The organism is Streptomyces sp. NBC_01190 (genome assembly GCF_045039895.1).
GTDB lineage: Bacteria > Actinomycetota > Actinomycetes > Streptomycetales > Streptomycetaceae > Actinacidiphila.
The window spans coordinates 7,490,813-7,503,899 of the sequence record NZ_CP108580.1 but is presented as its reverse complement, the minus strand read 5'-3'; the positions used below and the strand labels follow the sequence as shown (position 1 = coordinate 7,503,899).

Genomic DNA, 13,087 nt, shown 5'->3' with positions numbered 1-13,087 from the left:
GATGGGGCCGGTGTCCCCGCCGGTCGGCGGAGGTCCGGCCATCTGTGCCTAGAAGATCACATCCCCGGCTTCCGCCATCGAAACCCCCCTCGTGTCCGGACCCGGTCAGCCGTTACGGGCCCGCCAGTCGGTGACGCGGTCGACCACCGCCGGATGGGCGGTCTGGTCGGACTCGTCGAGCGACGCGGCCGGCGGCAGCGCGACGGGCAGGCCGAGAGTCATGGTGAGGCCGCCACCTGGGGTTTCCTCGGGCTGAAGGGTCGCGCCCATGGCGTGGGCGAGCGCCCGCGCGAGGGTGATGCCGGAATCCCCGGCATCCCGCCGCGCCGCACCGTGGCCGACGACACGGAGCTCGACCCGGCCCGCGTGGGCGCTCGCGGTCAGCAGCACGTTCTCCTCGCGTGGGCTGACGTGCTGGACGTGCGCGATCACATTGACCAGGATCCGTTCCAGGATCTTCGGATCGGCCAGTGCCTCCGGGACGCTGTCCGGGATCCTCAGGTCGACGTGGTGGCAGGAGGGCGCCAGGCCGTCCAGCACGCCGGAGACGATGTCCTCGACGGCCAGTGGCTGCGCGTCGACGCCGAGCGTGCCCGCCTGCACCCGGCTGACGTCCAGCAGGCTGCCCACCAGCCGGTCAAGACGCCTGAGCGAGATCCGCGCGGTCCTGATGAGCGCGGCCCGTTCCGCGTCGGTGCCGGCCGTGGGACCGGTGGCGCCGGCCCCGGCCAGTTCCTCGACCGCGGTCGCCGCGGCGGTCAGCGGGACCCGCAGATCGTGCCCGGCCTCGTTGAGCAGCACGGTACGGGCCCGGTCGGCCTCGGCGACCGGCCGCAGCCGTTCGGTCTCCTCCTCGAGACGTTGCAGGCGCAGCGCGATGGCGGCCTGCACCGCGTACGCCTCCAGGACCCGCCGGTCGGCGGCGGCGAGGGTCCGGCCGCGCAGGATCAGCGTCAGTTCCCGGCCGACCGGGATGTCGACATCGCCCTCATAGGGGCTGGCGCACGGCTCGGGCCCGGCGCAGGCGGCGATCCGCCAGTGCCTGGGGTCGCGCTGGCGGTCCGGTGTGAGTGGTGCTCCCGGCCGGTGTTCGAGCAGCGCGGCCGACGCGAGATCGAACGTCTCCAGCAGCCGCTCCAGCAGCGCGTCGAGGCTGCTCTCGCCGCGCAGCCCGCCGCCGGCCAGGACGGCGAGCACCGCCGCGTCGGTGGCGGCGCCGCTGGACTTGCCGCGCTTGCCCCCCTCCCGGCGCCCGGACTCGGGCTGTCCGAGACCGGCCTGCTCGTGGGTGACGAGGTGGACGTCGATCGGCCCGGAGCGCGCGGTCGTGGTCATCCCGACTCCGGGTGCGAACATCTGTCCGAATCGCCTCCGGCGTGAGACGCCGAGCACCAACTGGGTCGCGTTCACCGCCCGGGCGAAGTCGAGCAACGCGGTGGGGATGTCGTCCCCCATGACCTGGTGGTAGGTGCCGCCGAGGCTTTCGACCAGCACCCGCTGGTCCTCCAGGCCGCCTGGGGAGCCGCCGGCGGCGAGGCCGTCGCCGCCGGCCACATGCACGGCGAGCAGGTCGGCGCCTCTGGTGCGCTCGGCGATACGTGAGGCCCGCCGGATCAGGGTGTCGCCCTCGGGGCCGCCGGTGAGCGCGACGACGACACGTTCCCGCGCCTCCCAGGTCGCGGCGATCTTGTGGTCGGCCCGGTAGTCGTCCAGTTGGTCGTCGACCTTGTCGGCCAGCCACAGCAGGGCCAGCTCGCGCAGGGCGGTCAGATTGCCGACCCGGAAGTAGTGGGTGAGAGCGGCGTCGACCTTGTCCGGGGCGTAGATGTTGCCGTGTGCCATCCGGCGGCGCAGCGCCTGCGGGGTGATGTCGACCAGTTCGACCTCGTCGGCGCGGCGGACCACCTCGTCGGGGACGGTCTCGCGCTGCGGCACCCCGGTGATCTGCCGGACGACGTCGTTGACCGAGTCCAGGTGCTGGACGTTCACCGTGGAGAGCACCGTGACGCCGGCGTCGAGGATCCGCTCGACGTCCTGCCAGCGCTTGGCCATGGGCGAGCCGGGGATGTTGGTGTGCGCCAGTTCGTCGATCACCGCCACCTGGGGCCGCCGGGCGATCACCGCGTCGGCGTCCAGTTCGGCGAAGGTCGTGTCCCGGTAGGGCAGGGTGGCGCGCGGGATGACCTCCAGACCGGTCAGCAGCGCCTCGGTCGAGGGCCGCCCGTAGGTCTCCACGAAGCCGACGGCGACGTCCTTCCCGCGCTCGGCCCGGCGGTGCGCCTCGTTCAGCATGGCGTAGGTCTTGCCGACACCCGGGGCCGCGCCGAGGTAGATACGTAGCTGGCCACGGTCCACCGCACGCCTCCCTTCACATCCCCCCTTCGGGCTATGTGTGCCTCACCCCTCCCATTGTCCGCCCGGCTCGGGGCGGGCGCAGGGACCGGGCGGAGTCAGGCGCCGGGCTGAGTCGGGGCCGGGCGGTGTCAGGCGCCGGGCGGAGTCAGGGCCGGGCGGTGTCAGGCGCCGGGAGTGTAGTGGCCGGGGACCATCCGGGTGGACACCCCGAACCGGTTCCACGCGTTGATCGTGGTGATCGCGACGATGAGGCGGGCCAGCTCGGTCTCCTCGAAGGCGCCCGCGGCCCGCGCGTACACCTCGTCGGGCACGAATCCGTCGGTGAGTACGGTGATCGCCTCGGTCAGCTCGATCGCCGCGATCTCCTTCGCGGTGTAGAAATGCCGCGACTCCTGCCACGCGTCGAGCTGGATGATCCGCTCCACCGACTCGCCCGCCGCCAGGGCGTCCTTGCTGTGCATGTCCAGGCAGAAGGCGCAGTGGTTGAGCTGGGAGGCACGGATCTTGACCAGGTGGAACAGGGCCGGCGCCACGCCCTGCCGGGCCACCGTGTCGAGCCGGATCATGGCCTTGTAGGCGTCCGGGGCGAGCTTCGCCCAGTCCAGCCGGGGTGTGTGTTCCGCGTGGCGCTCGTTCTCCCGCAGTTCGTCAGTCGTCATACCCACGACGCTAGGGGGGAAGTGGCTGTGGACTATGGTCCATTCACATGACGGATTCCCGGGCCATTTCCAGCGCCGCCGCGGCCTCCACGTTCGGCTGGGACCTGCACCTGGAGTTGAGCGGTCCCGGGCTGCGGGCCGGGCTGACCGGCGCCCTGCGGGAGGCGGTACGCACCGGGCGGCTGGCCCCCGGCACCCGGCTGCCGTCGTCCCGCTCGCTCGCCGCCGACCTCGGGATCGCCCGCAACACGGTCGCCGAGTCCTACACCGAGCTGGTCGCCGAGGGCTGGCTCACCGCCCGGCAGGGCTCCGGCACCCGGGTGGCCGGCCGGGTCCGGGCGCGCGGGGCCGCGCCCTCGGCTCCCCCCGCGCGGCCGGCGCGGACCCGGCCCGCGTACAGCCTGGTGCCGGGGTCGCCGAACCTCGCGGAATTCCCCCGTAAGCAGTGGCTCACCGCGGCCCGCCGCGCGCTGACGGCGGCGCCGTACGAGGCCTTCGGGCTCGGCGACGCGCGCGGCCGGGTGGAGCTGCGCACCGCGGTCGCGGATTATCTGGCGCGGGCCCGCGGGGTGTACGCCGCGCCGGAGCGGGTCGTCATCTGCTCCGGCTTCCACCACGGTCTTGCGCTGGTCGCGCGGGCGCTCGCCGCGGGGCGGGTCCGGGCGGTGGCGGTCGAGTCGTACGGCTTCGACGTCTACCGCGACCGGCTGGCCGACGCCGGCCTGCGCACCCCGCCCCTCTACGTGGACGAACGCGGCGCCCGCACCGAGGACTTGGCGCGGCTGCGCGGGATCGGCGCGGTGCTGCTGACGCCGGCGCACCAGTTCCCCACCGGGGTCGCGCTGCACCCGGAGCGCCGGGCGGCGGCGGTGGACTGGGCGCGGGCCACCGGCGGGCTGATCCTGGAGGACGACTACGACGGGGAGTTCAGATACGACCGGCAGCCGGTGGGCGCTCTCCAGGGGCTCGATCCGGAGCGGGTGGTGTACTTCGGCACGGCGAGCAAGTCGCTCGCGCCGGGGCTGCGGCTGGCCTGGATCGTGCCGCCCGCGGAGCTGTTCCCGCGGATCATGGCGGCCAAGGGGGCCTTCGACTGGACGTCGAGCTCGCTGGAGCAGCTCACGCTCGCCGACTTCATCGCGTCGGGGGCCTACGACCGTCATGTGCGCTCGATGCGGCTGCGCTACCGGCGCCGCCGCGACCAGCTCGTGACGGCCCTGGCGGAGCGCGCCCCGGACATCCGGGTGACCGGACTGGCCGCCGGGTTGCAGGCGGTCCTCGAACTCCCGCCCGGCACTGAGCAGTCGGTCGTCCGGGCGGCGGCCGGACGGGGCCTGGCGGTCAGCGGCTTGGCGGAGTTCGGCTACGCGGCGGGCGGCGTGGACTGGCGGTTGCCCGAGCGGGCCGCGCTGGTGGTCAACTACGCCGCGCCCTCCGACAGTTCATGGGCAGGCACGCTGGACACCCTGTGCGGGGTGATGCCGTAGCGGGGTCGGGGTTCCCGTCGTGCGACGAGCGCGCGCCTTCCGTGGTGCCGCCGCCACCGTGGGTGTGAGCCCTTCGCCGGGAGCGGGGCGGGGGTGTCGGGCCGGGTGGACAGGCTGAAGTCCAGCGCGCCGCCGCGGGTGACGACGGAGGCGGGCAGCGCGGTGGACTCCCGCGGCCGGCCGTCAAGCCGCAGGCCGGTGACGTAGGGCGCGTCGTCCGCGGCCCGGGGCGCGTCGACGGTGATCTTCCGGCCGGTGCCGAGGCTGATCACGGCCCGTTTGAACAGCGGGCTGTTGAGGGCCAGCGTCGGGGTGCCGGGGGTGGCCGGCATCATGCCGAGCGCCGCCCAGACGTACTCGGACGACAGCGCGCCGTTGTCGTCGTTGCCGGGCAGTCCGTCGGGGGCGGTGCTGAAGAGCTCGGTCTCGAAGCGCCGGGTGACCTCCTGGGTCTTCCACGGCTGGCCCACGTAGTCGTAGGCCCAGGGCGCGGTGGTGTCGATCTCGTTGCCGGCCCAGTCGTAGGGGTCGTTGCCGCCCGCGTTGAGCCGGCTGAAGAAGTCGTCGAGCCTCGGCACGACCGTGTCCTTGCCGCCCATCGCGGCGATCAGGCCGGCCATGTCCTGCTGGACCGACCAGTTGTACTGGGCGGCGTTGCCCTCGTCGTAGCCGTCCTGGCCGAAGGCGCCGGCCGGCGGGGTCTGGAAGCCGGGCCCGGCCGGGAAGGCGCCGTTGTCGTCCCGCGGGCGCAGATAGCCGGTGCTCGGGTCGTAGATGTTCTGCCAGTTGTTGCCGCGCTTGGCGTACGCGTCGGCCGTCGTGTGGTCGCCGACCGACTCGGCGAGCCGCGCGATGGCGAAGTCGTCGATCGACCACTCCAGGGTCTCCGAGGCGCCCTGGAGGCCGTGACCGCCTTGCGAGGCGGCGTTGTTGGGCGCGTAGCCGAGGCGGACGTAGTCCTCCACGCCGGGGCGTTCGGTCCAGCCCCAGCCGACGCTCCGCGACTGGGTGGCGCCCTTCTTCATGATGGGCAGCGCGGCGCGGACGTCGACGCCCTGGGCGCCGAAGGCGACGTACTGGGCGAAGAGCGGGACGCCGTTGTCAGCCGCGCCTCGCGCAGTCTTCCCCGGCGATGACTGCCCGTCAAGGGAAAGGTCTCCCAGGGGGCGCGCGGAACTGCGCGAGCAACCTGAGCCGGTCCGCGTCCCGCGTGCGACCGAGCCGGCCCCGGCGGTCCCGGTCGCCGTCCCCGGCGGGACGCCGGGACTTGCCGGTGACCGACGGTCAGTCGTTTTGTGGGAAGCCCAGGTTGATGCCCCCGTGGCTCGGGTCGAGCCAGCGGGAGGTGACGACCTTGCCCCGGGTGAAGAAGTGCACGCCCTCCGTGCCGTGGGCGTGGCTGTCGCCGAAGAGGCTGTTCTTCCAGCCGCCGAAGGAGAAGTACGAGACCGGCACCGGGATCGGCACGTTGACGCCCACCATGCCGACCTCCACCTCGTGCTGGAAGCGCCGGGCGGCGCCCCCGTCGTTGGTGAAGACGGCCGTGCCGTTGCCGTACGGGTTGGCGTTGATGACGTCCAGTCCTTCCTCGTAGGACGCCACCCGGACCACGGAGAGCACCGGGCCGAAGATCTCGTCGGTGTAGATCGACATGTCCCGGCCGACGTTGTCGAAAAGGGTCGGCGCCAGGAAGAAGCCGTCGCCGTCGGCGTCGAACTCCCCCTTGGTCCCGTCGACGACCAGCCGCGCACCGGCCTCGACCCCGGCCTCGATGTAGGAGGCGACCTTGTCGCGGTGCTGCCGGGTGACCAGGGGCCCCATGTCGGCGCCGCGGGTGCCGTCCCCGGTGCGCAGCCGGCCCATCCGGTCGGTGATCCTGGCGATCAGTTCATCGGCGATCGGCTCGACGGCGACCAGCACCGAGATCGCCATGCAGCGCTCGCCGGCCGAGCCGAAGCCCGCGTTGACGGCCGCGTCGGCGGCAAGGTCGAGGTCGGCGTCTGGGAGCACCAGCATGTGGTTCTTCGCCCCGCCGAGCGCCTGGACCCGCTTGCCGTGCGCGGTGCCCGTCTCGTAGACGTACTTGGCGATGGGCGTCGATCCGACGAAGGAGACGGCCCTGACGTCCTCGTGGGTGAGGAGCGCGTCCACCGCCTCCTTGTCGCCGTTGACGACCTGGAGCACACCGTCGGGCAGCCCGGCCTCCTTCCACAGGGCGGCCACCGCCAGCGCGGCGCTGGGGTCCTTCTCGCTCGGCTTGAGCACCACCGCGTTGCCGCAGGCGATCGCGATCGGGACGAACCACATCGGCACCATGGCCGGGAAGTTGAACGGCGAGATGACCGCGACGACGCCGAGGCTCTGCCGGATCGAGTAGACGTCGATCGCCGTGGAGGCGTTCTCGGAGAAGCCGCCCTTGAGCAGATGCGGGATCCCGCAGGCGAACTCGGCGACTTCGAGGCCCCGGGTGACCTCCCCGACCGCGTCCGAGAGCACCTTGCCGTGCTCGGCGGTGATGAGGGCCGCGATCTCCTCCTTGCGCGCGTTGAGCAGTTCCCTGAAGGCGAAGAGCACCTGGGTCCGCCTGGCGAGGGACACCTCGCGCCACTGCTGCCAGGCCGCCTTGGCCGAGGTGACCGCGGCGCCGACCACCGCGGCCGAGGCGAGGTCGACCGTGCCGGTCCGCGCTCCGGTGGCCGGGTTGAAGACCGGACCCGTCCGTTCGGCGGTGCCTGCCCAGGGGAGGCCGTCGATGAGGTGGGTGATGCGCCGCGGGTCGCTCACGGCTGGCTCCTTCCGTGCGAGGTTCCGTGCGGGGTTCCGTGCGAGGTTCCGTGCGGGGTTCCGGACGGGATTCCGGGCCGGGTCTCCTCCGGGACTGCTTCCGGATACATTTCCGCCGACCCGTTCGGGGTGAGCAGCGGCCGCTGGGTGTCCTTGTGCCGGGCGTACGTCTCGTGCGCGGCGCGCGTCGAGTCGAGGGTGGACACGGCGCTGACCGGGACGTCCCACCAGCTCTCGCTGTCGGGCGCCTGGACCAGCGGGTCGGTCTCGACGTGGATGACGACGGGGCCGCCGTCGGCCGGCCATGCCTTCGCCTCGGCGATCGCGGCCTGAAGTCCGGACCGCGAGCGCACCTCGATCACATGGGCGCCGAGGCTGCGGGCGTTGGCGGCGAGGTCGGTCGGCAGCCGGGGGCCGTCGAGGTGACCGTCGGCGGAGCGGTAGCGGTACTCGGTGCCGAACCGCTGGGAGCCGAGCGACTCCGACAGCGACCCGATGGAGTGGAAGCCGTTGTTCTGTACCAGGACGACGATCAGCTTGACCCGCTCCTGGACCGCGGTGGCGAGTTCGGTCGGCATCATGAGGTAGCCGCCGTCGCCGACCATCGCGAAGACGTCGCGGGTGCGGTCGGCGAGCCGCACGCCGATCGCGGCGGGGATCTCGTAACCCATGCAGGAGTAGCCGTACTCGACGTGGTACGCCTTGCGGTCCCTGACCCGCCACAGCTTGTGCAGGTCGCCTGGCATCGATCCGGCCGCGCACAGCACCACGTCACGGGGGTCGGAGTGCTCGTTGACGGCGCCGAGGACCTCGCCCTGGGCGAGGACGCCGTCCGCGAGGCGGCCGGTGACCGAGGCGTCCGGGTGGTAGGCCGCCTCGACCCGGGTGTCCCAGGCGGCCCACGCGGCGGCCTGCTCCCGCTCGTACGCGGCGGGCACGTGGAAGTCCTCGACGGCGGCGGCCAGTGCGGTGAGCGCCTCCCGGGCGTCGGCCACCACGCTCAGGCCCGCGTGCTTGCCGGCGTCGAAACCGGCGATGTTGATGTTCACGAAGCGCACGTCGGGGTGCTGGAAGGCGGTACGGGAGGCGGTGGTGAAGTCGCTCCACCGGGTGCCGACGCCGATGACGAGATCGGCGTCCCGGGCCAGGGCGTTGGCGGCGGTGGTGCCGGTCGAGCCGACCGCGCCCATCAGCCGCGGGTGGCCGTGCGGCAGCGATCCCTTGCCCGCCTGGGTCTCGCCGACGGGGATGCCGGCCGCCTCGGCGAAGGCGCGCAGCGCCTCCTCCGCCCCGGAGTAGTGGACGCCGCCGCCGGCCACGATCATCGGCCGCCGGGCGGCGCGGACGGCGTCGGCGGCCGCCGCGATCCGGGCGGTCTCGGCCGGCGGGCGGGCGATGTGCCAGGTGCGCGGGGCGAACAACTCGGCCGGCCAGTCGTGTGCTTCGGCCTGTACGTCCTGCGGCAGGGAGATCGTCACGGCGCCGGTGTCGGCGGGGTCGGTGAGCACCCGCATCGCGCCGAGCAGCGCCGACGGGAGTTGCTCCGGCCTGGTGATCCGGTCGAAGAAACGGGACAGCGGCCGGAAGGCGTCGTTGACGCTGATGTCGGCGGCGTAGGGCTGTTCGAGTTCCTGGAGTACCGGCGCGCTCACCCGGGTGGCGAAGGTGTCGGACGGCAGCAGCAGTACGGGGATCCGGTTGATCGTCGCCAGCGCCGCGCCGGTCAGCATGTTGGTCGAGCCGGGGCCGACCGAGGCGGTGCAGGCCCATGTTTCGAGGCGGTCCCGCTGGCGGGCGTAGGCGACGGCGGTGTGCACCATGGCCTGCTCGTTGCGGGCCAGGATGTAGGGCAGCGGCGACCGCGCGTCCGACGCCCGTTCCGTCTGGACTTCCATCTGGAGCAGCGCCTGGCCGAGGCCCGCGACGTTTCCGTGGCCGAAGATCCCGAGGACACCGGCGAAGAACCGCCGGCGTTCCCCGTCCCGCTCCGACCACTGGGCGGCGAGGAACCGGGTCGTCGCCTGGGCCACCGTCAGCCGCACCGTCGCGGTCTGCTCCGTGCTCATACCGTTTCTCCTGAGGCTGGGCGGGTCAGCGGCAGCCGCGGGTCGAACGGCTGCTCCCGCCAGGTGTCGCGGACCTGGGCGTGGGCGGGGTCGTCGCAGATGAGCCAGGCCCGCTCGGGCCCCGGGCCCGCCATGACGTTGAGGTAGTAGAGGTGGGCGTCGGGCGCGGCGATCGACGGCCCGTGCCAGCCGTGCGGTACGAGGACGACGTCGCCGGTCCGCACCTCGGCGAGCACGTCGATCGGCCGGTCCGCACCGGAGGCGTAGACCCGCTGGTAGCCGACGGGGTCGGTGCCGCGGGGGTCGGTCGAGCGGGTCTCGAAGTAGTAGATCTCCTCCAGGGCGGTCTCCTCGCCCGGGCGCTCAACGTCGTGCTTGTGGGGCGGCCACGAACTCCAGTTGCCGGCCGGGGTGACGACCTCGCAGGCGATGATCGCGTCGGCGTCGAGCACGCCGGGGAGGCCGAAGTTGCGCACCTCGCGCGAGGCGCTGCCCGCGCCCCGCCGCTCGACCGGCACCTGCGCGGCGGGCAGGTGCCGGAAGGCGCGCCCGGCGGCTCCCGATCCGCCCCGCGTCAGCGCGCCGGCGAGCGCCACCCGGGCCGCACCCGCCGAGGGCCGCACGGTGATCCGCGAGCCGGCCGGTACGTACGCGACATCGGTGGGTCCGGCGAACACATCGGTCCGGCCGGCGAGTTCGGCCTCGTGGGTGGTCCCGTCGGCGGTGGTGGCGGTGACGTGCGCGGCACCGGACAGCGGCACCACGACGTACTCCCAGTCGCCGCCCTCCAGGACGCGGCTGCCGGACCCCGACGAGGCCGGGGTCAGGGTCGCCACGCGCAGGCTGGTGTGCTGCCAGTCCGGGCGGGCGTCGGTGACGGCGAGGTCCCATCCGTCCGCGGCCGCGGCGCCGAGGGGCAGGACCCAGCGGGCGTCGTGGTTCACCTGCCGCTCCCATGGGTGAGTTCGGCCGCGATGTCGACGGCCGCGGCGACATCGCCGTCCGGCGGATAGAGCAGGGCGCGCCCGACGACGAGTCCGCGCACCTGCGGGATCCGCAGCGCGGCGCCCCACGCCGCATACGTGTCGCGCGGGTCGCCCTGCGGATCGCCGCCGAGCAGCAGGGTGGGCAGCGTGGTCGCGTCCAGCACCCGGTCGAGCTCGTCGACCACCGGCAGCTTGAGCCAGGTGTGGGCACTGGTCGCGCCGAGACCGCTCGCTATGTGGATGGACTTGATGACACTGTCGGGGTCCAGCAGGTTGTGCGCGCGGCCGTCCTGGCGTACGGACATGAAGGGTTCGATCATCGCCATCAGGCCGTGCTCGGCGAGCCCGGTGACCGCGGCGGCCGTCGCCTCCAGCGTCGCCACCGTGCCGGCCTCGCCGAGGCAGATCCGGGTGAGGGTCTTGCCTCCGTCGAGTCCCTGGGCGGCGATGGCCTGCGGGGTGTACGCGGTGAACCGGTCGTCGAACTCGAAGGCGGAGCCCTGGAGTCCGCCGCGGTTCATCGAGCCGATCACCACCTTGTCCTCGAGCGCCCCCATCAGGAGCAGGTCGTCGAGCAGGTCGGGGGTGCTGAGCACGCCGTCCACGCCGGGCCTGGACAGCGCGGTGGCGAGCCGGTCCAGCAGATCGGGGCGGCTGGCCATGGCCCGGCCGTCGCCGCGCACGCCCAGCGCGCCGCGGGCCGGGTGGTCGGCGGCGACGATGAGCAGCCGGCCGTCGTCCCCGACGAGCGGGCGCCGGGAGCGCTTCTGCCACGACCGTCCGATGCGTCCGGGCTCGCGGGCCCGGATCTCGGTGAGCTGTGCGGCATCCATCATGCCGTCCTTTCGGAGGTGCGCGGCCGGGAGGCGAGGGCGGCCTCCACCTCGGCGGTCGTGGGCATGGCGGTGGAGCATTCGAGGCGGGAGGCCACCAGGGCGCCCGCGACGTTGGCGAACTCGATGACGCGGCGCAACTCCCAGCCGCTGAGCAGGCCGTGCACGAGCGCGCCGCCGAAGGCGTCGCCGGCGCCGAGGCCGTTGACCACCTGGACGGGGAAGGGCGGCACCTCGACCCGTTCGTCGCGGGTGGCGGCGAGCACGCCCTTGGGGCCCTGCTTGACGACGGCCAGTTCGAGGCCGCGGTCCAGGAGCGCGTCGGCGGCCCGCGACGGGTCGCTCTCGCCCACCGCCACCTCGCACTCCTCGCGGTTGCCGACGGCGACGGTGACCTGGTCCAGGGCCCGGCCGACCTGCTCGGAGGCCTCTTCTGGGCCGGCCCAGAACATCGGCCGGTAGTCGAGATCCAGCACCGTACGGCTGCGGCGCCCGCGCGCCCGCCAGGCGGCGAAGTGGGCCGATCGGCTGGGCTCGGCGGACAGGCCGGTGACGGTCGCCCAGAAGACGGCCGTCTCGCGGATGTCGTCGAGCGGCAGTTCGTCGGGGCGGATCATCAGATCGGGAGCCGCGCCGTACCGGTAGAAGTAGAGCGGGAAGTCGTCGGGGGGGAAGACCTCGCAGAAGGTCACCGGGGTGGGCGGTCCGTTCCGGTCGGCGATCGGCGTGACGTGCACCGGATCGACCCCGAGCCGCGCGGTCTCCATCCGCACGTAGTGGCCGAAGGGGTCGTTGCCGACGCGGGTGATCAGGGCGGCGCGGCGGCCGTGGCGGGCCGCGGCGACGGCCACGTTGGTCGCGCTGCCGCCGAGGAACTTCTGGAACGTGCGGACCTCTTCGAGGCCGACACCGTGGTCGAGCGGATAGATGTCGACACCGGTCCGCCCGATGGTGACGAGGTCGTGGGCCATCGCTCACTCCCCCGCCGGGCCGGGCGCCGGCGCCGGGGCCTCGGTGAGCGACAGCAGATAGGCGACGCAGGCGCGTACGTCGTCCAGCGGGTCCGCGCCGCCGGGCGCGCCGGGGGCCGCGTGCAGGATGGTGTCCTGCTCCAGTACGTACCAGCCGGTGTAACCGCTGCTTTCCAGCAGGCGGACGATCTCCGCGATGTCGACGTCCCCGGCGCCGAGCGGCGCGTACATGCCGTCGGCGACGGCCGCGGTGTAGGAGATGTCGCCGGCGCGCACCCGTTCGGCGAGGCCGAGGCGTACGTCCTTCAGGTGCACATGGGCGATGCGGCCGGGCCAGCGCGCGGCGATCGCGACCGGGTCGCCGCCGCCGATGAGCAGGTGGCCGGTGTCCAGGCAGAGCCCGATGCCGGAGCCTTCGAGGACCCGGGCCGTCTCCTCGCCGGTCTCGACCATGGTGCCGACGTGCGGGTGGAGGGTCGCGGTGAGGCCGGCCGCGGCCGCGGCGGCGGAGATCCGGTCGAGGTTGGCGAGCAGCCTGGTCCAGCCCGCCTCGTCGAGGGCCGGCCGGGCGTCGTACCCGTCGGTTCCGGTGGCGGCCGCGATGACGACGGTGCCGGCGTCGGCGGCCAGCAGGCCGGCGATCGCCGTCTCGACCTCGGGCAGCGGGTCGTGCCCCGGGTCGTGCAGGACGACGGGCACGAACTGGCCGACCGCGCGCAGGCCGTACGACGCGAGGGCCGCGGCCTTCTCGGCGGGGGCGTCGGGCAGAAAGCCGTCGGGGCCGAACTCGGTCGCGGTGAGGCCGATCTCCGTCATCTGCCGGAGCACCGTGCCGGGTTCGAGCTGGTGGCCCCAGCCGGGCACCTCGCTGACCCCCCACGAGATCGGCGCGCCGGCGATGCGCCGGGCGAGCGGGGCGGTCATGACCGGTCTCGCTTCGCCGCGC

At 73.5% G+C, this 13,087-nt stretch carries 10 protein-coding genes; 1 reads left to right on the top strand and 9 read right to left on the bottom strand.

Annotated elements, in window-relative coordinates:
- Window positions 1–105 precede the first annotated feature (105 nt).
- Both OG519_RS31500 and OG519_RS31495 read right to left on the bottom strand, forming a co-directional pair.
- Entirely contained in the window at window positions 106–2,355 is a 2,250-nt protein-coding gene (locus OG519_RS31500) for a histidine kinase dimerization/phospho-acceptor domain-containing protein (protein ID WP_405591161.1), read from the bottom strand.
- 161 nt (window positions 2,356–2,516) lie between these two features.
- Window positions 2,517–3,014, bottom strand: coding sequence for a carboxymuconolactone decarboxylase family protein (locus OG519_RS31495; protein WP_405591158.1), 498 nt, complete (start codon window positions 3,012–3,014; stop codon window positions 2,517–2,519).
- Window positions 3,015–3,061: 47 nt separating this feature from the next.
- Here OG519_RS31495 and OG519_RS31490 point away from each other — a divergent pair, with 47 nt between their 5' ends.
- The gene (locus OG519_RS31490; protein ID WP_405591157.1) at window positions 3,062–4,501 is read left to right on the top strand and encodes a PLP-dependent aminotransferase family protein; all 1,440 of its coding nucleotides are present in this window, start codon (window positions 3,062–3,064) and stop codon (window positions 4,499–4,501) included.
- On the opposite strand, the gene OG519_RS31485 is transcribed toward OG519_RS31490, so the two are convergent.
- From OG519_RS31485 to OG519_RS31455, 7 genes are all read right to left on the bottom strand, one after another.
- A complete protein-coding gene (locus OG519_RS31485; RefSeq protein ID WP_405593137.1) occupies window positions 4,435–5,664 on the bottom strand; it encodes a glycoside hydrolase domain-containing protein in 1,230 nt (409 codons plus the stop codon). The two genes, OG519_RS31490 and OG519_RS31485, sit on opposite strands and share 67 nt — an antisense overlap.
- A gap of 121 nt (window positions 5,665–5,785) precedes the next feature.
- Window positions 5,786–7,285: a CoA-acylating methylmalonate-semialdehyde dehydrogenase gene (locus OG519_RS31480; protein ID WP_405591154.1), complete on the bottom strand. Its 1,500-nt coding sequence runs from the start codon at window positions 7,283–7,285 to the stop codon at window positions 5,786–5,788.
- Window positions 7,282–9,351, bottom strand: a complete 2,070-nt coding sequence (gene iolD, locus OG519_RS31475; protein WP_405591151.1) for a 3D-(3,5/4)-trihydroxycyclohexane-1,2-dione acylhydrolase (decyclizing) — start codon at window positions 9,349–9,351, stop codon at window positions 7,282–7,284. The genes OG519_RS31480 and iolD overlap by 4 nt, the downstream gene beginning before the upstream one ends.
- Complete coding sequence (gene iolB, locus OG519_RS31470; protein WP_405591148.1) at window positions 9,348–10,295, bottom strand: 5-deoxy-glucuronate isomerase; 948 nt, start codon at window positions 10,293–10,295, stop codon at window positions 9,348–9,350. Before iolB ends, iolD begins: the two co-directional genes overlap by 4 nt.
- On the bottom strand, window positions 10,292–11,170 hold the full coding sequence (locus tag OG519_RS31465; RefSeq protein WP_405593135.1) for a deoxyribose-phosphate aldolase: 879 nt from the start codon (window positions 11,168–11,170) through the stop codon (window positions 10,292–10,294). Before OG519_RS31465 ends, iolB begins: the two co-directional genes overlap by 4 nt.
- Window positions 11,170–12,141 carry a 5-dehydro-2-deoxygluconokinase gene (gene iolC / locus OG519_RS31460; protein WP_405591145.1) on the bottom strand — a complete coding sequence of 324 codons (972 nt, stop codon included), beginning with the start codon at window positions 12,139–12,141 and terminating at the stop codon, window positions 11,170–11,172. Before iolC ends, OG519_RS31465 begins: the two co-directional genes overlap by 1 nt.
- A 3-nt stretch (window positions 12,142–12,144) precedes the next feature.
- Entirely contained in the window at window positions 12,145–13,065 is a 921-nt protein-coding gene (locus OG519_RS31455) for a TIM barrel protein (RefSeq protein WP_405591142.1), read from the bottom strand.
- Window positions 13,066–13,087 lie beyond the last annotated feature (22 nt).